This window comes from Streptomyces sp. NPDC046831 (genome assembly GCF_040645305.1).
Lineage (GTDB): Bacteria > Actinomycetota > Actinomycetes > Streptomycetales > Streptomycetaceae > Streptomyces.
Map to the genome: position 1 here is coordinate 1 of NZ_JBEYXZ010000026.1, position 22,839 is coordinate 22,839.

15 protein-coding genes and 1 pseudogene are annotated in these 22,839 nt (G+C 74.9%); 8 read left to right on the plus strand and 8 right to left on the minus strand.

Going from position 1 to position 22,839, the window contains the following annotated elements:
• The coding region (locus tag ABZ920_RS21440) for an SDR family NAD(P)-dependent oxidoreductase (protein WP_361507187.1) at positions 1-3,843 on the plus strand (3,843 nt) is incomplete at its 5' end.
• Between the two features lie 58 nt (positions 3,844-3,901).
• On the plus strand, positions 3,902-6,979 hold the full coding sequence (locus ABZ920_RS21445; RefSeq protein ID WP_361507190.1) for a beta-ketoacyl synthase N-terminal-like domain-containing protein: 3,078 nt from the start codon (positions 3,902-3,904) through the stop codon (positions 6,977-6,979).
• A 54-nt stretch (positions 6,980-7,033) separates the two neighbouring features.
• On the opposite strand, the gene ABZ920_RS21450 is transcribed toward ABZ920_RS21445, so the two are convergent.
• Positions 7,034-8,254 carry a cytochrome P450 gene (locus ABZ920_RS21450; protein ID WP_361507192.1) on the minus strand — a complete coding sequence of 407 codons (1,221 nt, stop codon included), beginning with the start codon at positions 8,252-8,254 and terminating at the stop codon, positions 7,034-7,036.
• 524 nt (positions 8,255-8,778) lie between these two features.
• Between ABZ920_RS21450 and ABZ920_RS21455 the strand changes: the two genes are divergently transcribed.
• Positions 8,779-10,179, plus strand: coding sequence for an MFS transporter (locus tag ABZ920_RS21455; protein WP_361507195.1), 1,401 nt, complete (start codon positions 8,779-8,781; stop codon positions 10,177-10,179).
• A 45-nt stretch (positions 10,180-10,224) separates the two neighbouring features.
• Here ABZ920_RS21455 and ABZ920_RS21460 read toward each other — a convergent pair whose 3' ends face one another.
• The 4 genes from ABZ920_RS21460 to lnt all read right to left on the minus strand — a co-directional run bounded on the left by ABZ920_RS21460 (position 10,225) and on the right by lnt (position 15,421).
• A complete protein-coding gene (locus tag ABZ920_RS21460; RefSeq protein WP_361507198.1) occupies positions 10,225-12,210 on the minus strand; it encodes a helix-turn-helix domain-containing protein in 1,986 nt (661 codons plus the stop codon).
• A gap of 77 nt (positions 12,211-12,287) precedes the next feature.
• Entirely contained in the window at positions 12,288-13,088 is an 801-nt protein-coding gene (locus ABZ920_RS21465) for a 3-hydroxybutyrate dehydrogenase (protein WP_361507201.1), read from the minus strand.
• Positions 13,089-13,142: 54 nt separating this feature from the next.
• The gene (locus ABZ920_RS21470; RefSeq protein WP_361507204.1) at positions 13,143-13,622 is read right to left on the minus strand and encodes an NUDIX domain-containing protein; all 480 of its coding nucleotides are present in this window, start codon (positions 13,620-13,622) and stop codon (positions 13,143-13,145) included.
• Positions 13,623-13,810: 188 nt separating this feature from the next.
• Entirely contained in the window at positions 13,811-15,421 is a 1,611-nt protein-coding gene (gene lnt / locus ABZ920_RS21475; RefSeq protein ID WP_361507207.1) for an apolipoprotein N-acyltransferase, read from the minus strand.
• A gap of 416 nt (positions 15,422-15,837) precedes the next feature.
• Between lnt and ABZ920_RS21480 the strand changes: the two genes are divergently transcribed.
• Positions 15,838-16,908, plus strand: a complete 1,071-nt coding sequence (locus ABZ920_RS21480) for a hypothetical protein (RefSeq protein WP_361507210.1) — start codon at positions 15,838-15,840, stop codon at positions 16,906-16,908.
• A 217-nt stretch (positions 16,909-17,125) separates the two neighbouring features.
• On the opposite strand, the gene ABZ920_RS21485 is transcribed toward ABZ920_RS21480, so the two are convergent.
• Positions 17,126-17,668: a hypothetical protein gene (locus ABZ920_RS21485; RefSeq protein WP_361507212.1), complete on the minus strand. Its 543-nt coding sequence runs from the start codon at positions 17,666-17,668 to the stop codon at positions 17,126-17,128.
• 117 nt (positions 17,669-17,785) lie between these two features.
• On the minus strand, positions 17,786-18,571 hold the full coding sequence (locus ABZ920_RS21490; RefSeq protein WP_361507215.1) for an aspartate/glutamate racemase family protein: 786 nt from the start codon (positions 18,569-18,571) through the stop codon (positions 17,786-17,788).
• A 57-nt stretch (positions 18,572-18,628) separates the two neighbouring features.
• Between ABZ920_RS21490 and ABZ920_RS21495 the strand changes: the two genes are divergently transcribed.
• Positions 18,629-19,834, plus strand: a complete 1,206-nt coding sequence (locus tag ABZ920_RS21495) for a glycosyltransferase (protein ID WP_361507218.1) — start codon at positions 18,629-18,631, stop codon at positions 19,832-19,834.
• A 190-nt stretch (positions 19,835-20,024) separates the two neighbouring features.
• Here the strand turns inward: ABZ920_RS21495 and ABZ920_RS21500 are convergent.
• Positions 20,025-20,465 (minus strand): annotated as a pseudogene (locus ABZ920_RS21500) (Tellurium resistance); the annotation flags it as partial.
• 244 nt (positions 20,466-20,709) lie between these two features.
• On the opposite strand from ABZ920_RS21500, the gene ABZ920_RS21505 reads away from it, so the two are divergent.
• From ABZ920_RS21505 to ABZ920_RS21515, 3 genes are all read left to right on the plus strand, one after another.
• Entirely contained in the window at positions 20,710-21,141 is a 432-nt protein-coding gene (locus tag ABZ920_RS21505; RefSeq protein WP_361507221.1) for a DUF6643 family protein, read from the plus strand.
• A 40-nt stretch (positions 21,142-21,181) separates the two neighbouring features.
• Complete coding sequence (locus tag ABZ920_RS21510; RefSeq protein ID WP_361507224.1) at positions 21,182-22,006, plus strand: MOSC N-terminal beta barrel domain-containing protein; 825 nt, start codon at positions 21,182-21,184, stop codon at positions 22,004-22,006.
• 163 nt (positions 22,007-22,169) lie between these two features.
• The gene (locus ABZ920_RS21515) at positions 22,170-22,775 is read left to right on the plus strand and encodes a hypothetical protein (protein WP_361507227.1); all 606 of its coding nucleotides are present in this window, start codon (positions 22,170-22,172) and stop codon (positions 22,773-22,775) included.
• The last annotated feature ends 64 nt before the right edge of the window (positions 22,776-22,839 follow it).

The window sequence follows — 22,839 nt, forward strand, 5'->3', positions numbered from 1 at the left end:
CACGGCCACCCCACCCACTGGCACCACCCCCAACCCACCACCCCACCCCACCACCTCCCCACCTACCCCTTCCAACACCACCGCTACTGGCTGGAAGGGCCCGCCGCGCACAGTGACGCGGGCAGTCTGGGACTGGACGCCGCCGATCACCCGTTCCTCACCGCCGTGACCACGGTGGCGGAGGGTGACGCGCTGCTGCTGACAGGGCGTGTCTCCCCGCGCACCCACCCGTGGCTCGCCGATCACGGCCTCGATACCACTGTTCTCCTGCCGGGTACCGCGCTGCTCGAACTCGCCCTGGAGGCAGGGCAGTCGGCGGGCGGGTTCGTGGTCGAGGAGCTGACGCTGGAAGCGCCGCTGGTGTTCGCGGCCGACGGCGGAGTGCGGGTGCAGGTGGGGGTCGACGGGCCGGACGATTCCGGGCGGCGCCGGGTCACCGTCCATTCCCGGCCTGACGGCACCGACGGTTTCGACGGCCGGGACGGCGGCGGGTGGACGCAGCACGCGACGGGCGTCCTCGCGCCCGCCGCCCCCTCCGCGGATCCCGGCGGCGACGAGGCCTGGCCGCCGTCCGACGCGTCGCCGCTCGACACCGACGACCTGTACGAGGACCTGGCCGCGCTCGGCTACGCCTACGGTCCCGCCTTCCGCAACCTCACCGCGGCCTGGCGCTCCGCCGACGGCGCGACGGTGTACGCGGAGGTGGAGCTGGCGCCCGAACTGCACGCGGACGCCGCCCGGTTCGGGGTGCACCCGGCGCTGCTGGACTCCGCGCTGCACACCATGGCGCTCGGCTCGTTCCTCGGTGAGGGCGTGCACCTGCCGTTCAACTGGTCCGGGGTGACGCTGCACGCCGTCGGGGCCACCGCGCTGCGGGTGACGCTGGCGCGGGGCACGGGCGAGGACACGGTGACCCTGTCGGTGGCGGACCCGGAGGGCGCCCCGGTGCTGACGGCGCAGTCGCTGACGCTGCGCCCGGTGGCGCGGGACCGGCTTCCGGCGCGTTCCTCCGTGTCCGCGCCGGGCGACGCGTTGTTCGCGCTCGACTGGACGCCGCTGCCCCGGCCGGCCGAGGAAGCGGGACCGTTGCCGCCGTACACGCTTCTGGATCCCGCGGCCGCCGACGTGTTGGACGCGGCGGTGCTGGGCGCGCCCGTCGCGGCGGACATCGCTGCGGTGGATCTGCTGGTGTGGCGTGCGCCGGAGGCCGGCGAGGCGCTGTCGGGGGCCGTCCAAGCGGGTGTGCGGGCGCTGTTGACGCGGCTTCAGCAGTGGCTGGCGGCCGACGACCGGCCGCAGGCGCGGCTCGTGGTGCTGACGGCCCGGGCGGTCGGTGCGCGGCCGGGTGACACCGTGGACCTTGCGGCGGCCCCGGCGTGGGGGCTGCTGCGGTCCGCCGCGACGGAGAACCCGGGCCGGGTCGTCGTCGTGGACTGGGACGAGAGCGCCGCGACGCTGCGTGCTCTGCCCGCCGCGCTCGCCACCGGTGAGCCGCAACTGGCTTTGCGAGGCGGCGACTTGTACGTACCGCGGCTGATGAGGACGGATCCGGCGGGCGGGATCGAGGTGCCCGGCGACGGCTCGGCGTGGCGGCTCGAGACGCCCGGCGGGTCGCCCGACGACCTGCACGCGGCCCCGCACCCGGCCGCCGAGGCGCCGCTCGCGGCGGGGCAGGTGCGCATCGCGGTACGGGCGGCGGGCATCAACTTCCGTGACGTGCTGACCGTCTTGGGCATGGTCCCGGTGGGGGCGCCGCTGGGCACCGAGGCGGCCGGGACCGTCCTGGAGACCGGGCCCGGGGTCACGGGCCTCACGGTCGGGGACCGGGTGTTCGGCCTGGTGCCCGGTGCGGTGGGGCCGGTGGCGGTCGCCGACCGTCGGCTGCTCGCGAGGATGCCGGACGGCTGGTCGTTCGCGCAGGCCGCGGGCGTGCCCGCGGTGTTCACCACCGCCTACTACGGTTTGGTGCGGCTGGCCGGGCTGCGCGCCGGGGAACGGGTGCTGATCCACGCGGCGGCCGGCGGCGTCGGGCTCGCCGCGCTGCAGGTGGCCCGGCATCTGGGCGCGGAGGTGTTCACGACGGCGAGCCCCGGGAAGTGGGGCGTGCTGCGGTCTCTAAGCGTGCCCGAGGAACGGATCGCGAACTCCCGCGACACCGGTTTCGAGGCGGCGTTCGCCGCCGCGACCGGCGGGGGCGGGGTGGATGTCGTCCTCAACTCGCTCACCGGGGAGTTCATCGACGCCTCGCTGCGGCTGCTGCCGCGCGGCGGACGGTTCGTCGAGATGGGCATCGCGGATCTGCGCGACGCCGACGCGATCGGCGCGGCGCACCCGGGAGTGACGTACCAGCCGTTCGAACTCCTCGACATGGATCCGGGCGTGGTCGGCGAGGTGCTGGCCGAGGTGCTGGGCCTGTTCGAGCAGGGCGTGCTGGAGCCGCTGCCGGTCACCACCTGGGACGTGCGGCGGGCACCGGCGGCGTTCCGCTGGTTCGCGCAGGCCCGGCACGTCGGGAAGATCGTGCTGACGCTGCCCGCCGCACGCCCGGCGGACGGCACCGTGCTCATCACCGGCGGCACGGGCACCCTGGGCTCCGCGCTCGCCCGCCATCTGGTGACCGAGCGCGGGGTGCGGCGGCTGCTCCTGACGGGGCGGCGCGGCCCCGAAGCGCCGGGCGCCGCCGAGCTGGCCGCCGAACTGGGTGCGCTCGGCGCCGAGGTGCGGGTGGCGGCGTGCGACGTCGCCGACCGTGACGCGCTCGCCCGACTCCTCGCCTCGGTGCCCGCCGAGCATCCGCTGACCTCGGTGATCCATGCGGCGGGTGTCCTCGACGACGGTGTGCTCGGCTCGCTGACCGAGGCTAAGGTGACGTCGGTGCTGCGGCCCAAGGCCGACGCCGCCTGGCATCTGCACGAGCTGACCCAGGGCCACGACCTGTCGTCGTTCGTGCTGTTCTCCTCGATGTCCGGGCTCCTGGGCGGCGCCGGGCAGGCCAACTACGCTGCGGCCAACGTGTTCCTGGACGCCCTCGCCGGACACCGCCGCTCCCTCGGCCTGCCCGCGACCTCGCTGGCCTGGGGCATGTGGGGCGACGCGAGCGGCATGACCGGGCATCTCGACTCCACGGACCTGGCGCGGATCGCCCGCGGCGGTCTCGCGCCCATGACGTTCGAGCAGGGCATGGCCCTGTTCGACGCGGCGCTGGACGCCGACGCCGCGCTGCTCGCCCCGGCCCCGCTGGACCGGTCCGCGCTGCGCGCCCGCGCCGCGGCGGGCGACCTGCCGGCGGTCCTGCGATCGCTGGTGAAGGCGCCGCCGGTGCGCCGGGCCGCGCAGGGCGCGCGCGGTGGCGGCGACGCCGCCTCGCTCGGCGCGGCGCTCGCCGCGCTCCGCGGTCCTGAGCGGGAGCAGGTCGTGCTCGCGCTCGTCCGGGAGCAGGTGGCGGCCGTGCTCGGGCACGGCACGGCCGACGACGTCGCCGCCGAACGGGCCTTCAAGGAGATCGGGTTCGACTCGCTGACCTCGGTGGAGCTGCGCAACCGGCTCGGCTCGGCGACCGGTCTGCGGCTGCCGACGACGCTCGCCTTCGACTTCCCGACGCCCACGGCGCTGGCCGGGCAGCTGCTCGCCCTGCTGGTGCCGCGCGAGGACCCGGTGGCGGAGCTGGACCGGCTGCTCGCCACGGTCACGGCCGACAGCGCGGAGCTGCCCACGGTCCGTGAGCGGCTGCGGGCGGCGCTGCGGCAGTGGGAGGCCGCCGCCGGTGACACACCGCGGGAGGACCTCGCCTCGGCCACGGACGAGGAGCTGTTCCGGGCGCTCGACGAGGAGTTGGACGCGTAGTGCGGGCCGCTTCGGCATGTGTGGTGCAGGCCCCCCTGGCACGTACGGGAGAGGAACGATGAGCGACAACAGCGGCCACAGCAGCAACGAGGACAGGCTACGCGACTACCTGAAGCGGGCAACGGCCGATCTGCGTCAGGCCAGGCGCCGCATCCAGGAACTGGAGGACCAGCGGCACGAGCCGGTCGCGATCGTGGCGATGGGCTGCCGCTTCCCCGGCGGCGTCGACTCGCCGGAGGCGCTGTGGCGGCTGGTCGCGGACGGCGGCGACGCGGTCGGCGCCCTGCCCGACGACCGCGGCTGGGACCTGGAGAACCTGTACGACCCGGACCCCGACCGGCCCGGTACCGCATACACGCGGGAGGGCGGCTACCTGCGTGACGCGGCCGGGTTCGACGCCGCGTTCTTCGGGATGGGGCCGCGGGAGGCGGTGGCCGCCGACCCGCAGCACCGCCAGCTCCTCGAGGTGGCCTGGGAGACGTTCGAACGGGCCGGTGTCGCGCCGGGCTCGCTGCACGGCAGCCGCACCGGGGTGTTCGCCGGTGTGGTGTCGCAGGCGTACGTCCCGCCGCCGGACCGTGTGCCCGACGGGTTCGAGGGCCATCTGATGACCGGCAACGCCACCAGCGTCGCCTCCGGCCGGATCGCCTACCACCTGGGCCTCGAAGGGCCCGCCGTCACGCTCGACACGGCCTGCTCGTCGTCGCTCGTGGCGATGCACCTGGCGGCGCAGTCGCTGCGCCGCGGCGAGTGTGATCTGGCGCTCGCGGGCGGGGTGACGGTGATGGCGACACCGGTGCTCCTGGTGGAGTTCAGCCGGCAGCGCGGCCTGTCGGCGGACGGCCGCTGCAAGGCGTTCGCGGCGGACGCCGACGGCACGGGCTTCTCCGAAGGGGTGGGCCTGGTGCTGCTGGAGCGGCTGACGGACGCGGTGCGCGCCGGCCGTACGGTCCTTGCCGTGCTGCGGGGTTCGGCCATCAACCAGGACGGGGCGAGCAACGGTCTGACCGCGCCGAACGGGCCCGCCCAGGAGCGGGTGATCCGGGCCGCGCTCGACGACGCGCGGCTGCGCCCCGCCGACGTGGACGCGGTGGAGGCGCACGGCACCGGCACCCGGCTCGGCGACCCCATCGAGGCGCACGCGCTGCTGTCCGCCTACGGGGCGGAACGTGAGGCCGAACGGCCGCTGCGGCTCGGCTCGGTGAAGTCCAACATCGGTCACACCCAGGCCGCTGCGGGCGTGGCCGGCGTCATCAAGATGGTGCAGGCGCTGCGCCACGGGATGCTGCCGCGCACCCTGCACGTGCAGGAGCCGACCCCGCAGGTCGACTGGGCGCGCGGCGGGGTGGAACTGCTCACCGAGGACGTGCCGTGGCCGGCCGTGGCGGACCGGCCGCGCCGGGCCGGGGTGTCGTCGTTCGGCATCAGCGGCACGAACGCCCACGTGATCATCGAGGAGGCGCCCGTCGTCGAGCAGGCGCCCGGCTCCGACGTCGCCCCGGTGTGGCCGCTGTCGGGCCGCACCGAGCAGGCGCTGCGTGAGCAGGCCGCCCGGCTCCTGGACCGGCTGACCGAGCGGCCGGACGCCGACGCGGTGGCCGTGGGCCGCACCCTGGCGCTGGGCCGGACCGCGTTCGCGCACCGGGCGGTGGTGCTGCCGGGCACCCGGGCCGAACAGCTCGGCGCGCTGGGGGCGTTGGCGGCGGGCCGGACCACCCGGCATGCGGTGCGCGGCGTCGCGGCCGGGCGGGTACCGACGGCGTTCCTGTTCACCGGTCAGGGCAGCCAGCGGCCCGGCATGGGCGTCGGGGCGGCCGCGTCCCATCCCGTCTTCGCCGCGGCGCTCGACGAGGTGTGCGAGGCGTTCGCGCCGTACCTGGAGGTGTCGCTGCACGACCTGCTGCGGGCTGGTCCTGGCAGCGAGCGGGCGGCTCTCCTGGAGCGCACGGAGTACGCTCAGCCTGCCCTGTTCGCCGTGGAGAGCGCCCTGTACCGGTGCCTCACCGGCCTGGTCGGCGCACCGGACCAGGTGGCGGGGCATTCGCTGGGCGGGGTGTCGGCGGCGTACGCGGCCGGGGTGTTCTCGCTGGCGGACGCGGCACGCCTGGTGGCAGCCCGGGGCCGGCTGATGCAGGCGCAGCCGTCGGGCGGCGCGATGGTGGCGGTCGAGGCGGCGGAGCGGGAGGTCCTCGACGCGCTGGCCGACGCCGGGGCCGACCTCGCGGGCCGGGTGGCGCTCGCAGCGGTCAACGGCCCGCGCGCCGCGGTGCTCTCCGGGGACACGGAGGCGGTCGCGAAGGTCGCAGCTCTCTTCGCGGACCGGGGCCGGCGCACGAAGCCGCTGCGGGTGAGCCACGCGTTCCACTCGCCGCACATGGACGGCGCGCTCGACCCGTTCCGCGCGGTGGTCGCCGCGCTCGACATCCACCCGCCCGCGCTCGGCGTCGTCTCCGATCTGACGGGCGCCCCGGTGTCGTACGAGGAGCTGCGGCAGCCGGAGTACTGGGTGCGCCAGCTGCGCTCCCCGGTGCGGTTCGCCGACGTCGTGTCGTCCCTGGACGCGGCCGGGGTTCGCGCGTATGTGGAGGTGGGCCCGGACGCGGTGCTCACGTCGATGGTGCCGGAGGCGCTGTCGGAGGCGGCCCCCCTGGTGGTGCCGTCGCTGGTACGGGACCGGCGGGAGGCGGAGACGCTGGCGGCACTCGTCGGACGGCTGCACACGGCGGGCGCCGAGGTGCGCTGGGACGCCTGGTACGGCGCCGGAACCGGCCCGGTCCTGGACCTGCCGACGTATCCGTTCCAGCACGAGCGCCACTGGTGGCCCGCGTCGGACGTGCCCGCCGGTGCGGCGGCGCCGCGCCCTGAGCCTCGCGCGCTCGAACCGGCGGGCCCGCAGGCGTCGTTGCTCGATCTGGTGCGGGAGCACGCGGCGGACGTCCTCGGTCACGCCTCACCCGAGTCGATCGCCGCGGAGGACAACTTCCTCGACATCGGCTTCTCGTCGTTCACGGCCCTGGAGGTCCGCAACCGGCTGTGCGAGGTGACGGGTCTGCTGCTGCCGCCGGTCCTGCTCTACGACTACCCGACACCGGCGGCCGTGGCCGGCTTTCTGGAGGAGCAGCTGGCGGCGGCCTGAGCATGCGAAACGGGGGCGGGGCCCGGCGGGCTCCGCCCCCTTCCCGCATCTCGGTCACCAGGTGACGGGCAGGCGAACGATGCCCTGCACGGAACCGCCGGGCTTGGTGCCCAGCACCTCGACGGGCTCGGCGGCCCGCAGCGTCGGAATGCGGGTGAACAGCTCATGCAGAGCGATCTCCAGCTCGGCGCGGGCCAGGTTCTGGCCGATGCACTGGTGGATGCCGTAGCCGAACGCCAGGTGGTGGCGGGTGCCGCGCAGCACGTCGAACGTGTCGGGGTCGGCGAAGACCTCACCGGCCCGGTTCGCGGCTGCGTTCGGCAGATACACCGCGTCGCCCTCCCGTACGGTGACACCGCCGATCTCGATGTCGGCCGCCGCCACCCGCTGCAGCTCGTCGGCGACCGACAGGAAGCGCAGCAGCTCCTCGACGGCGCCCGGCGCGGTGGCCGCGTCCGCCCTCAACCGGTCGGCCTGCTCAGGGTGTTCGAGGAGGGTGAGCACACTGAGAGCGATCATGTTGGCGGTCGTCTCGTGCCCCGCGACGAGCAGGAACATGGCGATGGAGGCGAGTTCGGCGCGGTCCAGCTCGCCCGTGGCGAGCCGCTCGGTGATCAGCTCGTCGAGCAGCCCCTCGGCGGGCGCGCCGTCCGCGAGCCGGCCCTGTTTGGCGACGACCAGCTCGTCGAAGTAGCCGACGAGCGCGGCGCTCGCGTCGGCCGCCTGCTGCGCCGTGCCGGTGGCCAGCAGCATGCGCCGGGTGTACTCCTCGAAGAACTCGTGGTCGTCGTAGGGCACGCCGAGCAGTTCGCAGATGACGGTGGACGGCACGGGCAGCGCGAAGGCGGGCACCAGATCCGTGCCGGGCCCCGCGGCCAGCAGGGCGTCGATACGCTCGCCGACGATGCGCCGGATCGCCGGGCGCAGCCCGTTGACCCGCTTGACGGTGAAGTTGCCGATGAGCATGCGGCGTTGGACGTCGTGCTCGGGCGGGTCCATGCCGACGAGGGCGGTCAGCTTCGCGGCGGCCATCCGGGGCACGAGCACGGGGAAGTCGGGCCGGCTGCGGTCCGAGGACAGGCGCGGGTCGACAAGCAGTTGCCGGGTCTCCGCGTATCCGGTGACGACCCACGCCTGCCGCCCGTCGTACAACTCCACGCGCGCCAGCGGCCCTTCCTCCCGCAGCTGCGCATAGCCGGCGGGCGGGTGGTACGGACACCCCCTGGCCATGGGGAACTTCGGCAGTGCTGCGGCGGTGGATGCGGCCGTGTTCATGGGGCCTCCTCGGCGACGGCGCGTGTGGTGGCGGCATCATCCGAAGCCTGGTTAAAGCCGTTCTAAACACGTCAGTCCGGCCTCTACGGGCGCCATGCGAAAGCCGGGGCGAAGGCAGGACCGACCGGGACACCTGCGTCATCGCCGGCCAGGCCCGCGTCCGCCACGACCTCGGCCTGCTGCGCGGGAACAACCAGCTGTCCGTCATCGTCCTTGAACGCAGCCACAGCCGGATGGAGAGAACCGAGCCGTGCGGGGACCGGAACCACCGACGCGTCGGCCGTCGACCGTCGGTTCCGCGAGTTGGGATGCGCGCCCGCAGGCCCCGAAGGTGCGAGCCGCAGGACAGCAGTCACTTCGCCCCTCTTCGAGCCCCTGAACCGGCGCTCCATGAACGGGCATGGTGGCCCCACGCACAACGACGCCCCGAACTATGTCGCCCCACCACATGTGCCCCTGACCTGCACCTTCCTACGGTGTTCCGACACCTACCCGTCCCCACCGCACACGAGGAAGTGGCGCACATGGCCTCCGCAGCAACCGCTCCCCCACCCCCCGCCAACCTCAAGCGCATCGTCGCCGCGTCCCTCATCGGCACCACCATCGAGTGGTACGACTTCTTCCTGTACGGCTCGGCCGCCGCGCTCGTCTTCAACAAGCTGTTCTTCCCGGAGTCCGACCCGCTCGTGGGCACCCTGCTGTCGTTCCTGACGTACGCGGTCGGGTTCGCCGCGCGGCCGCTGGGCGCCCTGGTGTTCGGGCACTACGGCGACCGGCTGGGACGCAAGAAGCTGCTGGTGCTGAGCCTGCTGCTGATGGGCGGGGCGACGTTCGCGATCGGCCTGCTGCCCACGCACGCGACCGTGGGCACCGCCGCTCCGGTGCTGCTCACCACGCTGCGTCTGGTCCAGGGTTTCGCGCTCGGCGGCGAATGGGGCGGGGCCGTGCTGCTGGTGTCCGAGCACGGTGACGCGCGACGGCGCGGTTTCTGGGCCTCCTGGCCGCAGACCGGGGCGCCGGCCGGGCAGTTGCTCGCCACGGGTGTGCTGTCGCTGCTGACCGCCGTCCTGTCCGACGACGCCTTCGGAAGCTGGGGCTGGCGCATCCCGTTCCTGCTGTCCGGTGTCCTCGTGATCGTCGGGCTGTGGATCCGGCTGTCGGTCGACGAGTCCCCCGTCTTCCAGCAGGCGCTGGCGCAGGCCGAGGCCCGCAGGGCGGCGCAGGCGGCCGACGGTGCGGCCGAGAAGATGCCGCTCGTGGCCGTGCTGCGGCACCACTGGCGTGACGTGCTCGTCGCGATGGGCGCGCGCATGGCGGAGAACATCAGCTACTACGTCATCACCGCGTTCATCCTCGTCTACGCCACCACCTCCGCCGGCGTCTCGAAGCAGACCGCGCTCAACGCCGTCCTGATCGCCTCCGCCGTGCACTTCGCCGTCATCCCCGCCTGGGGCGCGCTGTCCGACCGGATCGGGCGCCGGCCGGTCTACCTGCTGGGCGCGGCCGGAGTCGGCCTGTGGGCGTTCCCCTTCTTCTCGCTCATCGACACCGGCACCTTCGGCAACCTCCTGCTGGCGGTCACCGTGGGCCTGGTGCTGCACGGCGCCATGTACGCGCCGCAGGCCGCCTTCTTCTCCGAGATGTTCGCGACCCGGGTGCGCTACTCCGGCGCCTCCATCGGCGCGCAGTTCTCCTCGGTCGCCGCGGGCGCGCCGGCCCCGCTGATCGCCACCGCGCTGCTGTCCGAGTACCACAGCCCCACGCCGATCGCCCTGTACGTGATCGCGGCGTCCCTCCTGACGCTGGTCGCCGTCGGCGTGGCCAAGGAGACGCGCCACCGCGACCTGGCCGCGGTCGAGGTATCCGGCGACGGCGCCGGCGACGGCGAGCGCGCGGCCAGGACGGCGGACGCCCGTCCTGTCTGATCCCGCGCTGCACACCCGGCCCCCGTACGCCCGTGCGTGCGGGGGTCAGTGCTGCGCGGGTGCGGACAGCCGGTGCAGGCGCAGGGCGAGCTGGATCTCCAGGGCGCGGGCCGGGTGCTGCCAGTCGTCGCCGAGCAGGCGGCCGACGCGCTCCAGCCGCTGGGCGACCGTGTTCACGTGGACGTGCAGCGCGTCCTTGGTGCGGGCCGGACTCATCCCGCAGGCGAAGTACGCCTCCAGGGTGTGGACCAGGTCCGTGCCGCGACGCTCGTCGTAGCCGACGACGCGGCCTATGGTGCGCTCGACGAACCCGGTGACATCCCGGTCGCCGGCGAGGAGCAGGCCGAGGAAACCGAAGTCCTCCGCCGCGGCGCCGTCGCCGCTGCGGCCGAGCAGTCCGAGGGCGTCCAGGCAGCGGCGCGCCTCGGCGTAGCCGGCGGCGACGGCGTCGGGGTGGGCGGCGAGGTCCCCGACGGGGGCGGAGGCGCCGACCGTGACCGGCTCGTGGACGGCGGTGCCGAGGTGGCGGGCGGTGCGGCGGGCCAGCCCGGTCGCGGTGTCGCCGGCGTCGAGGGGCAGCAGCAGGACCGTGCCGCCGTCGCGGGCGGCCGCCAGGCCGTGCCGGGTGGCGGCCAGGTGGGAGGCCGCGGACCACAGGCGGCGGCGGGCGGCGGCCTCCTGGTCGGCGTCGGCGGCCGTGCCGGCGAGGCGGGCGGCCAGGACGACGTGGGTGGCGTCGAGGTCGGCGTGCAGCCGGGTGGCGCGCTCGCGCAGCAGGCGCGGGTCGCGGTCGCGGGCGTCGAGCAGGTCGTCCAGCAGTTCGCCGCGGACGCGGTGCTCGGCCTCGGCGGCCGACCGTCTGGCGAGCAGCAGCAGCGACGTGACCATGGCGGCGCGCTCGAAGGTGCGCTGGTCGACGGGGTCGAGGCCGGGGTGCCCGCGCAGCACGAGCGCGCCGAGCAGTTCGCCGCCTGCGGCGACCGCGGCGATCCAGTCGTCGCCGTGCGGCATCGCGTGCCCGTCGGCGCGGGACGCCTCCAGGGCGCCGGCGGGCGCGGCGGTGGCCTCCGTGAACTCCACGGTGCCGTCCAGGACCTGCGAGACCGCGGCGGCCACGTCGTGCACCCCGCCGCCGCGCAGGACGAGTTCGGCGAGCCGGTCGTGCACGTCGGAGGCGCGCTCGATGACGGCACTGCGGTCGCGGATGATCTCGTTCGCCCGTTCGAGATCGGCGAGGGCGGAGCGGGTCTCGGTGAGGAGGTTGGCGCTGTCGATGGCGGCCGCGGCCAGGGCGGCGAAGGAGCCGAGCAGCGCGATCTGCTCCCGCTCGAAGACCCGGGCGCGGCGGTCGGCGGCGAACAGCACGCCGATCACGTGGGGGCCCAGCATGAGGGGCACGCCGAGGATGGCGACCAGGCCCTCGTCCCGTACGCCGGTGTCGATGGTGCCGGTGTGCTGGAAGCGGGCGTCCTGGAAGTAGTCGTCGGTGACGTAGGGGCGGGCCGTCTGGGCGACCAGACCGCCGAGGCCCTCCCCCATGCCCAGGCGCAGTTGCTGGAAGCGGGCCGCGACCGAGCCCTCGGTGACGCGCATGTAGGTGTCGCCCCGGGCCGGGTCGTGCAGGGTCAGGTAGGCGACGTCCGTGCCGAGCAGGGAACGGGCGCGCTGCACGATGGCCTGCAGCACCGCGTCCAGGTCCCTGAGGCCGGCCAGGTCGTGCGCGGTTTCGAACAGCGCGGACAGCTCCGCCTCGCGCCGGCGGCGCCCCTCCAGCTCGGCGCGCACGCGCAGGGCCATCAGCTTGGCGTGTTCCAGCGCGGCGATCCGCTCGGGCGGCCGGCCCTCGGCGCGTGCCAGCAGCACCGGCTGTTCGTAGGCGTCGGCGGGCGCGCCCCGGGCCAGCAGCGCGAGGAAGGGCGTCTCGACGCCGCCCGGCGCGGGGACGGCCGCGCCGGGCGCCGCGGCGCTGCCGGCCGGGGCCGCGGCGCCGTCGGCGGGACGCCGGTCGGACTGCACGTGATCGCTGGACATGCTCACAGGATTCCCCATCGCCCGGCCGCGCGGTGAGCCCTGTGGACAACTCGGCGGGGCCGGGGTCGCCGGCTCGTTCAGTGGGCGGTCCAGCCGCCGTCGAGGACCAGCGAGGTGCCGGTGACGAAGGACGCCTGCGGGCCGCAGAGGTACGCCACGGCCTCGGCGACCTCCTCGGGTTCGATCAGGCGTTTGACGGCGCTGTCCTGCAGGAGCACCTCGGACAGCACGCGCTCCTCGGGCACGCCGTGCGCCCGCGCCTGGTCGGCGAGCTGCTTCTCGACCAGCGGCGTGCGCACGTACGCGGGGTTGACGCAGTTCGACGTGACGCCGTGCGGCGCGCCCTCGAGGGCGGTGGTCTTCGACAGCCCCTCCAGACCGTGCTTGGCCGCCACGTACGCCGACTTGTACGCGGAGGCGCGCAGGCCGTGGACGGAGGAGATGTTCACGACGCGCCCCCACCCCTGCCCGTACATGTGGGGCAGGGCGCCGCGGATGAGCCGGAAGGGCGCCTCCAGCATCACGGTCAGCACGGTGTGGAAGACCTCGGGCGGGAACTCCTCGATCGGGCGGACCAGTTGCAGCCCGGCGTTGTTGACGAGGACGTCGGTGCCGGCGGCCGCCTCCTCGGCGGCGTCCAGGTCGGTGAGGTCGAGGACGTGCGCCTCGACGGTGCCCGCGAGGCCGTGGGCCGCCTCGGCGAGGGTGTCCAGGCCCGCCGCGTCCCGGTCGACGGCTCTGACCTTGGCTCCGGCCGCGGCGAGCCGCAGCGCGCAGGCGCGGCCGATGCCGCCGGCGGCGCCGGTGACGAGAGCGGTGCGGCCGCCGAGGTCGAGCGAGGGGGCGTGGGGGCCGGGGAGGGCGCTGGACGAGGTCATGACTCGACCCTAGGCACGGCCATCGCCCCACCACATGTGGCTGCGGCCCATACTTCAGCCTGGGGCCGTGGGGTCGAACCACGTGGGTGCGTCACACAGGGCCTGCTTGATCCGGAAGCGCCCGAACTCGTCGAGGCCGGGCAGCGCGTCCACCGCGAACCAGCCCACCTCCAGCGACTCGTCGTCGTTGACCCTGGCCTCGCCGCCGACGGCCCGGCAGCGGAAGGTGACGTCCATGTACTGGCAGACGTCGCCGTTGCCGTAGGTGACCGGCGACAGGGCCTGGACGAGCACCACCCGCTCGGCGACGCAGTGCACCGCCGTCTCCTCGAAGACCTCGCGCACGGCGCAGGCGGCCGGCTGCTCCCCCGGTTCCGGAATGCCGCCGATCACCGACCATCTGCGGGTGTCGGTGCGGCGCCCGAGCAGCACTCTGCCCTCGTCGTCGAAGACGACGGCGGTGATTCCCGGCAGCCAGAGCAGCTGGTGACCCGCACGGGCCCGGATCTCGCGGATGAAGTCGGGAGTGCCCATGCCCCGACCCTAACGGGCGAGCCGTGCCGCCCCGGCGCGCCGCGGGGGCTCGGCAGAGGTTCCATCGTGGCGTCACCGGCGCGGCGCGGGAGCGCACGCAAGACGTTCCGGTACGGCGTCACCGGCGCACCACGGACGGAGTTACGGCGTCACCGGCGCACCACGGACGGAATACGGAAGACGTCCGCTCACGCCCCGCCGGTGCGCCGACCGCGCAGGCCCGAGCCGATCGCCCAGCCGAGGCCGCCCGCGGCGAGCAGCACCAGGGCGGCCTCCGGCAGGACGCCGAGCTGTGTGGCGGGGGTCTTCGACGAGCGCAGCGGCACCTTCTGGACCAGGTGACCGGGCACGAACATGCCGGTCCGCTGGGTGATCCTGCCGTCGGGCATGATGATCGCGCTGACGCCGCTGGTGACCGGGACCGTCACCGTCCGGCTGTGCTCGACCGCGCGGACACGGGACATGGCGAGCTGCTGGTAGGTCATCTCGCTGCGGTCGAAGGTCGCGTTGTTGCTCGGCACGGAGATCATCTGCGCGCCGCCGGTGACCGTGTCGCGCACCGCCCAGTCGAACGCGGCCTCGTAGCAGGTGGCGAGGCCGATCCTGGCGCCGCCGACGGTGAACACGCCCGGGTCGCGTCCCCGGGTGAAGTCCTGGCGGACCATCGTGGTCCAGTCCTTGTTGACCGCCCCGAGGAGGGAGCGCAGCGGCAGATACTCGCCGAAGGGCTGGATCTGCCGCTTGTCGTAGGTGTCGACGGGACCCTTGTCCGGGTCCCACAGGATCTGCTCGTTGTAGAGCTTGCCGTCGCGTTCGACGACGCCGCCCACGGAGATGGGCACGCCGGCCGACGCGGCCGCCCTGCCGATGACATAGCGCGCGTCGGTGTGGGCGAACGGGTCGATGTCGGAGGAGTTCTCGGGCCAGAGCACGAAGTCGGGCCGGGCGACCTTGCCCGCGGCGACCTGCGCGGCCAGCCGCTCGGTCTCGCGCGCGTGGTAGTCGAGGACGGCGCGCCGCTGGGCGTTGAAGTCCAGTCCGGCCCGCGGCACGTTGCCCTGGACGAGTGCGACGGTCGCGGTGCCGTTCTCGGCGGCGTCGCTCACCAGCGACCGGGCGGCCGCCGCCCCCGCCACCGGGACGGCGACGCTCAGCATCGCCGCGGCCGCGGCGGACCGCCGGACGGCCCCGGCGCGCCGTCCCGCCACGGCCTGGCGGACGACCTCGTACAGGCCGAAGCCGCACAGGGCGACACCGAAGCCCAGGACCGGGGTACCGCCCACCGCGGCCAGCGGCAGGAAGATCCCGTCCGCCTGGCCGAAGGCGATCTTGCCCCAGGGGAAGCCGCGGAACGGCACGCGGGCGCGCACCGCCTCACCGGCGATCCACACCGCCGCCGCCCACACCGGCCAGGCGGGGAGCCGCGACACCGCGGCGACGCCCACTCCGGCCAGTGCGAGGAAGACCGCTTCGACCGCGACGAGGGCCAGCCACGGACCGGGACCGACCTCCACGCCCGTCCACACCAGCAGCGGCAGCAGGAAGCCGAGCCCGAACAGGTAGCCGTGACCGAGGGCCGCCTTCCAGCCGCGGCCGTGCAGCACCCACCCGAGGACCGCGAGAGCGGGCAGGGCCAGCCACCACAGGGGGCGCGGCGGGAAGCTGAGGTAGAGCAGCACGCCGGACAGTGCGGCGACGCCGGCGGGGACGAGCCGGACGAGCCTCGGGCCCCAGCCCTGGGGCACGGTCTGCGGTCGCAGCCGGGGCGACGTGTCGGCGGAAGTAGCGGTGGCGGTCACTCCGGGAGTCTACGGCGCGTGACGACGGGGACGGCAGCGTGGACCGGTGGGGGCAGGGGGTGCCCGTGGTCAGCGCGTTGCGGGTACACACGGCCGGCAGCCGGCGCGGTCCGCGACTCCCGGGCCTTCCGGCTTCCCCGGCCGTTGCCCCGCCGCTCGACGTCACCGTTCGGCGTCGCCACCCCACCGTCTTCCAGCGCCCCGGCCATTCGGCTCACCACCCACGCCCCCGGCCGGACTCCGCCACTCCCCCGGCACCGGGCTTCATCGTTCCTGCGCCGGACGTCCACAAACCGGCCATCAGCCGTTACGGTGTGCCGGAGCCTCAGTCGTACGGCCGTTCGCGGTGCGGCGGCGGGGCTCCGTTGCACGGGTCGGGGGCCGGGGTGCGGGGGCGAGGCATGCGGTCGACGGAGATGGCGTCTGCGGACGGGGCCGACGGCAGTGACAGAGGAAACGTTTCCGACGCGGCCGGCGTCGCCGTGCTCGGCGCCTGCGCCGCCTGGTCGCTGATCGCCGGCGCGCTGCACGACGGCCGCCCCGAGGGTGTGCTGCTCGCGGTGCTGGCCGTTGCCGCCGGATACACCACCGGCCGGATCTGCGGCGCGCTGCTGCCAGTCGCCGCGCCCTGCGCGGGGGCGCTCGCCGGACTGGGCCTGACGGTGGCCGTGCCGGGACTCGCCCCGGGACCGCCGTTCGCGGTGCCGCTGGGACACGCCGGTGCGACCGCCGCTCTGCTCACCCTGTCGGCGGGTGCCGCCTGCTGCGCCGCCTGGGCGGCGTCCGCCCCGCCGCTGCGGTTCCTGCTGTGCGCGCTGGCCGTCGCCGTCACGGGCACGGCGGCCACGGTCGGCTCGGTTGCCGGCGCCGTCTGCTGCGCCGCGGTGCTGCTGGCAGCACTGGCGGCCGGGCGGATGCGGCACCGCGGCCCCGGCCTGGCGGTCCTGTTCCTGGCCACGGCCGTGCTGACGGCAGGGAGCTGGGCCGTGGCCGCGCGCGTCCTGCCCGGCGGGCTCGCCGCGCTCCTGGAGCACGGGTTGACCCGGCACCGCGTCGCACTGTGGGAGGACGCCGCCGGCCTCGCCGGCCGGAACCTGGGACTGGGCGTCGGGCCCGGCCGTTTCGGGGAGTTCAGCCCGAGCGCCGCCGAGTCGCTGCAGCCCGACGGCAAACCGCACTCCGCGCTGTTCCAGCAGGCGGCCGAGCAGGGCCTGGTGGGTGTCGTCCTGCTGGCCGCGGCGTACGGCTGGATGCTGTACACCCTGTGGCGGGCCCCTAGGCCCACGCCCGTGGTGCTCACCGCGGGCGCGGCGCTGACGGCGGTGGCGGCGATCGCCGCGGTCGGCGACGCGCTGAGCTTCACCGCGGTGACGGTGGGCACGGGCCTGCTGGCGGGCCTGGCGACCGCGCGGCCACTGGCCGGGGCGGACGAGAGCAGGCCGACGACGCCGGCGGCGCGGCCGCGGCGGGACCGGCTGACGCCGTGAGGACCACGCGGGGCCGGTTCGTCGCGCACAGGACTCGAGCGCACGGCTTGTTGAGGAGCTGCCTTTCGCCCGTGCCCGGCACGCGGGCGTCCGGCCGGCGCGGCAGCTTGAGCCGAACGGGCGCCGCCGGGGGTTCGGTACGGCCGTCGCGCGCGGGGGGCCGATCGGGTGACGGCCGTCGCGCGAGAGGACGGACCGGCCGTGTCCGGGACGGGCCTCAGACCGGCCCGGGCGTCGACGGCCGCAGCCGGTCCCTGATCACGCGGACCGCCGTCTCGGCGTTGTCCACGGTGATGGTGAAGGTGTGGCCGTCCCACAGGCGCAGCACGACGCCCTCGCCGCGCCGGACGACGACCGCCGTGCCCTTCTCGGGACGCCACCGGTAGCCCCAGCCGCCCCAGTGGCACGGGGTGACGAGCGGTGCGAACTCGGCGCCCGCGACATGGGAGAGCGGAATGCGGCGGCGGGGCACCCCGATGTGGCCGCAGCGCACCTCCAGCGCGTCCGCGTCGACCCGCAGAGCGACGTGGACGAAGGCGAGGGTGCCGAACAGGACCAGCAGCCCGGCCGCGATGCATCCCACGACCGACATCACCAGCGGGACGATGCCGGACGTCCACGCGGAGTCGACGGCCAGCTTGATCCCGAGCGCCAGGCAGGCGGCGCCGGAGAGGGCCAGCAGCCACTGGAACCGGTTGGTGGCGCGTCCGGTCCAGACGTCGGGGTGCGGACTGTTCTCGCTGCGGGAGTCGTCCCTCATGGCAACGAGATTACTCATGTTTCGCCGTACCGGTAGCGCGTCGCTGAGCGTGACGGGGCCGGGCGGCGCCACCGCTGGCACGCCGCGCGGGCACCCCGTCCGTGCGGGCGCTCCGGGTCAGCTCGCGGAGGTGACCGTCTGCAGCAGGCGGCCTTCCGGGTACGACAGCGCGGGCGCGGGCAGGGCGGCCTCCCGCCCGTTCAGCAGCACGGTCACGGTGCCCTCGGCCGCGGCGTCCGGCACCGGTCGGGCGCCGATCCGGCGCAGCGCCTGGGCGGCGACGGCTCCCGCCGACCCGTGCAGCACCAGCGGCGCGAGGCCGGGCCGCTGCACGGCGGTCCGGATGCGCTCGGCGACCAGTTCGTAGTGGGTGCAGCCGAGGACGACGGTCGTCACGTCGTCGGGGGTCAGCGCGGCGGCCGCGGTGACGGCCTCGTCGATGGCGGCCTGGTCGGCGTGCTCCACCGCCTCGGCCAGTCCCCAGCAGGGCACCTCGGCGACGGGGACGCCGTCGGCGAAGGTGCGGATGAGGCCGCGCTGGTAGGGGCTGCCGGTGGTGGCGGGCGTCGCCCAGATCGCGACGGGGCCGCCGCCGGCCGCGGCCGGCTTGATGGCGGGCACCGTGCCGATGACCGGCACGTCCGGTTCGAGGCGGCTGCGCAGCGTGGTCAGGGCGTGCACGGTGGCCGTGTTGCAGCCGACGATCAGAGCGTCGGGGCCGTACGCGGCCGCCGCCTCGGCGACGGCGACGGCGCGCTCGGTGAGATCCTCCGGTGTGCGGGGCCCCCAGGGCATTCCCTCGGGGTCCAGGGAGAGCACGAGATCTGCGTCGGGTCGCAGGCGCCGTACCGCGGCGGTGGCCGCCAGCAGCCCGATTCCGGAGTCCATGAGCGCGATCTTCACCCGGTCACGATAGACGATGCCCTCCGGCGGCCCGGCGCGGTGGGGCAGACTGCGCGGGTGAGCGCCATCGCATGGATCGCCGTCGCATCACTCGCCGCCTGGCTGTGGCTGCTGCTCGGACAGGGCTTCTTCTGGCGTACGGACGTCAGGCTGCCGCCCCACGAGGGGCCGGACCCGGAGGACTGGCCGCCGGTGTGCGTCGTCGTCCCCGCGCGGGACGAGGCCGCCGTCCTGCCCGGGAGCCTGCCGTCGCTGCTCGCGCAGGACTACCCCGGGCGGGCGGAGGTCTTCCTGGTCGACGACGGCAGCCGTGACGGCACCGGGGAGGTGGCGCGCGCGCTGGCGCGGCGGCACGGCGGCCTGCCGCTGACGGTGGCGGCCTCGCCGGGGGAACCGCCCGCGGGCTGGACGGGGAAGCTGTGGGCCGTGCGGCACGGCATCGGCCTGGCCCGCGGGCGAGCCCCCGAGTACCTGCTGCTGACGGACGCGGACATCGCCCACGGCCCCGACAGCCTGCGCCGGCTGGTGGCAGCGGCACGGGCGGGCGGCTTCGACCTCGTCTCGCAGATGGCACGGCTGCGGGTGGAGAGCCCGTGGGAACGCCTGGTCGTGCCGGCGTTCGTCTACTTCTTCGCCCAGCTGTACCCGTTCCGGTGGATCGGGCGGAGGGGCGGCCGGACGGCGGCCGCCGCCGGCGGTTGCGTCCTGCTGCGCACCGAGGCCGCCGAGCGCGCGCGGATCCCGGACGCCGTCCGGCACGCCGTCATCGACGACGTGGCGCTCGCGCGGGCCGTCAAGCGCAGCGGCGGGCACCTCTGGCTGGGGCTCGCCGAGCGGGTGGACAGCGTGCGGCCCTACCCGCGGCTGCGGGACCTGTGGCGGATGGTGTCGCGCAGCGCGTACGCCCAGTTGCGCCACCAGCCGCTGCTGCTGATCGGCACGGTCGCCGGGCTCGCCGTCGTCTACCTGGCGCCGCCCGCGGCGCTGGTGGCCGGGTCGGCGGCAGGCGATGCGGCGGCCGCACTAGCCGGGGGCCTGGCCTGGCTGGTGATGACGGCGACGTACGTCCCGATGCTCCGCTACTACCGCCAGCCGCTGTGGCTCGCTCCGCTGCTGCCCTGCACCGCGCTGCTGTACCTGCTGATGACGGTCGACTCGGCGGTGCAGCACCACCGGGGCAGGGGCGCGGCGTGGAAGGGACGCACGTACGCCCGCCCGGACATCGTGGGCGACGAGGGCGAGGCCGTACCCGGCGGGGGCTGAGCTCCCGCGGAGGCGCCGCCCGGGAGGCGCCGCCCGGGAGGTGCCGCGGCGGAAGGGGCGTTTGTCGGCGGCCGGGCGCCTGCTGCCGCCGCCGTCACTTCCCGCCGGGTGCCGCTCTCCTCCGCCTCCCCCTCGTGTCCGACGCCCCCTTTCGCCGGGCGTCCCTACTGCCCCGCTTCCGGCCGAGGCGTCACTTCCTGCCCGGCGTCCAGTTCATGCCCCAGCCGTAGGCGTGGTCGACCGTCCGCTGGGGGCTCACTCCTCGTTCCGGCACGAGGTAGCGGGCCTCCCGCTGGACGACGAGGTCGCCCCCGATGTGGGTGATCAGGGCGAGCGCGCACACCGTCGACGGGACGGTGCACTGGTCGAGGGAGAAGTCGATCGCGGCGCCGTGCTCGGGCTGGAGGGTGACGGTGACGTGCAGGTCGGCGAAGGACCGGGCGCCCTCGTAGACGGTCACGAAGACGAGGATCCGCCGGAAGTCGCGCCGGTGGTCGAGATTGACGGTGAGGTTCTCGCCGGTGGTCACCGCGCCGGTGCGGTCGTCGCCGTCCAGGTGGATGTACGGCGGCCGGTTCAGGGCACCGAAGGCGTTGCCGAGGGCCTGCACGACACCCTCGCGGCCGTCCGCTCCGACCGTGCGTCCGCCCGCTCTGTTCCCCACGAGGACCAGGGCGCCCGTGGGGGCGGCCCGGGACTTCCGGCCAACCGCCGGTAACCCCCTGGGAACTTGGCCTTTACAGGATCTCAACGCCGATCGTCGTCCCTTTTCGCCAAATTCGCTCGCATTGGGGACTCCGGGTCACCACGGGAACGGAAAACAACCCTCTTATCGGTCTCCCCAACCAGCACATCGTGGGCTTAACTTATGTGCCATGACCTCCCCCCGCTCCACCTATGGCGGCGGTTACTACTCCGCCTCCTTCCCGGACACTCCGATCTACGACTCGCTCGTGGCCGAGCGGGGTACCCCGCAGATCGCCCCGATCCGGGTCCCCGCGCCGTACGACACGGGAAGCCACCTTCCCGCGCTCCCGTCGGCGCTGCCCGCCCTCCCGGCGGCCCCGTCCCAGCCCTCCTACGGTTACCCGCAGGCGCCGCAGCCCGCTCCGCTGCAGCAGGCGCCCGCGGCGTACATCCCGCAGCAGGCCACCGCGCCGCGCGGGTACCCCGGCCCGCAGCAGCCGCAGCCGCCGCGCCCGATGGGGAACGGCACCGGCTACGAGGCCATGCGTCCCGCCGCGCCGCGACCCGTCCCCGCGGCGTACCAGGACCCGTACAACAACCAGCAGTACCGCGGCTACTGAGTGATCCGGCGCCGTCGGGGCCGCGTGGCACGATGGCGTCATGGGGAACGCAGAGCTGTGGTCGATCCACGTCCACCCGGTCAAGGCGTTCCGGGGCCTCGCGCCCCGGCAGGCCGTCGTGGAGCCCTGGGGTCTGGCCGGGGACCGGCGCTGGGCGCTGATCGACGACGGGGGAAAGGTCGTCACCCAACGCCAGGAGCCACGCCTGGCGTTGGCCGCCGCCGAGCTGCTGCCCGGCGGCGGCCTCCGCCTGTCCGCACCGGGCTGTGAACCGATCACCGTGGCCGTCCCGGAGCCGCGCGCCACGGTGACGATCGACGTCTTGGGCGACAAGGTCGAGGCCGTCCCGGCCGACCCCGCCGCGCACGCCTGGGCCGGCGCTCACCTTGGTGCGGACGTCCGGCTCGTCCATCTGGACGACCCCGCCACGCGGCGGCCCGTCGACCCGGATCACGCCCTGCCGGGCGAGACCGTCAGCTTCGCCGACGGCTATCCGCTGCTGCTCACGACGGTGTCCTCGCTCGACGCCCTCAACTCACTGGTCTCGCGGGGCCCCAACGCCGAGGAGGGGCCGCTGCCCATGGACCGCTTCCGGCCCAGCGTGGTCGTGGCCGGCACCCCCGCCTGGGCCGAGGACGACTGGTCCCGCGTCGCGATCGGCGAGGTCGCCTTCCGGGTGGCCAAGGCGTGCCGCCGGTGCGTGGTGACCACGACCGACCAGGCCACCGCCCGGCGCGGCAAGGAGCCCCTGTACACCCTCGGCCGGCACCGCCGCTTCGCGGACGGGCTCGTCTTCGGGCAGAACCTGGTGCCCGAGTCGACCGGGACCATCCGGGTGGGCGACCCCGTCACGGTCCTCGGCTGACATCCGCGCCGAGCGGGAACCCCGTGCGCGAATACGCTCGTTGTGGACGGTGTGTGTGAGAGGCCGGAGGATCCGGTCGCGGGTGACATCGCTTCCCCCGCGCGCGGTCCGGGGGTGACGGCTCCGTGGACGGCCTCGCGGAGCGGAAGGGGGGTGCGGGACCGTGCGAGCGATCAGGGGGCTCTGGCGCTGGCGGCGCAATCCGCTGCGCCGCGCGACCGATCTCGCCGAGTGCTGGGTGGCGCTCGTCGCCCTGCTGCTCATGGTGGTCGCCGCGCCCCTGGCCGGCGTCCTCGTGGGCTCCGCCGCCCAGGACGCCCTGCAGCGGTCCGTGCGGGACCAGCGCCAGGCCCGGCATCCCGTGACGGCCACCGTGGCCGGCCGGCTCGGCCGGGCCACGCCGCCCCCTGATCCCGAGACGCCCTCCGGGCGCGACATCGTCTCCCGTGTCGCCGCCGACTGGACGGCACCGGACGGCACCCGAAGACACGGCCCGGTCACGACGACCCTGAAGTCCCCCGCCCCCGGGGACCACTTCACGCTCTGGACGGACCGGCACGGCAGGGCGGTGACCCCTCCGCTGGACTCCGCGACGGCCACGACCCACGCCGTGCTGGCCGGAGCCGGCGCGGCGATGACGGCCGCGGGCCTGGTCGAGGGCATACGCCGGCTGATCGTCTGGCGCATGGTCCGCCGCCGGTACGCCCGGTGGGACCGGGCCTGGGAGCGCGCGGGTCCCGACTGGGGCCGTACCGGCACCGGCAGTTGACCGCCTTCCGGCTCCGGTCTTCCGACCGTCCCCGCGCACGCTACGGTGGACCGGCCGAACGCAT

Coding starts and splice junctions, on each gene's coding strand:
- ABZ920_RS21480 (WP_361507210.1), top strand. CDS start 15,838: ATGGCGTCTGCGGACGGGGCCGACGGCAGTGACAGAGGAAACGTTTCC.
- ABZ920_RS21505 (WP_361507221.1), top strand. CDS start 20,710: ATGACCTCCCCCCGCTCCACCTATGGCGGCGGTTACTACTCCGCCTCC.
- ABZ920_RS21465 (WP_361507201.1), bottom strand. CDS start 13,088: ATGACCTCGTCCAGCGCCCTCCCCGGCCCCCACGCCCCCTCGCTCGAC.
- ABZ920_RS21460 (WP_361507198.1), bottom strand. CDS start 12,210: ATGTCCAGCGATCACGTGCAGTCCGACCGGCGTCCCGCCGACGGCGCC.
- ABZ920_RS21485 (WP_361507212.1), bottom strand. CDS start 17,668: ATGAGGGACGACTCCCGCAGCGAGAACAGTCCGCACCCCGACGTCTGG.
- ABZ920_RS21455 (WP_361507195.1), top strand. CDS start 8,779: ATGGCCTCCGCAGCAACCGCTCCCCCACCCCCCGCCAACCTCAAGCGC.
- ABZ920_RS21510 (WP_361507224.1), top strand. CDS start 21,182: ATGGGGAACGCAGAGCTGTGGTCGATCCACGTCCACCCGGTCAAGGCG.
- ABZ920_RS21470 (WP_361507204.1), bottom strand. CDS start 13,622: ATGGGCACTCCCGACTTCATCCGCGAGATCCGGGCCCGTGCGGGTCAC.
- ABZ920_RS21450 (WP_361507192.1), bottom strand. CDS start 8,254: ATGAACACGGCCGCATCCACCGCCGCAGCACTGCCGAAGTTCCCCATG.
- ABZ920_RS21445 (WP_361507190.1), top strand. CDS start 3,902: ATGAGCGACAACAGCGGCCACAGCAGCAACGAGGACAGGCTACGCGAC.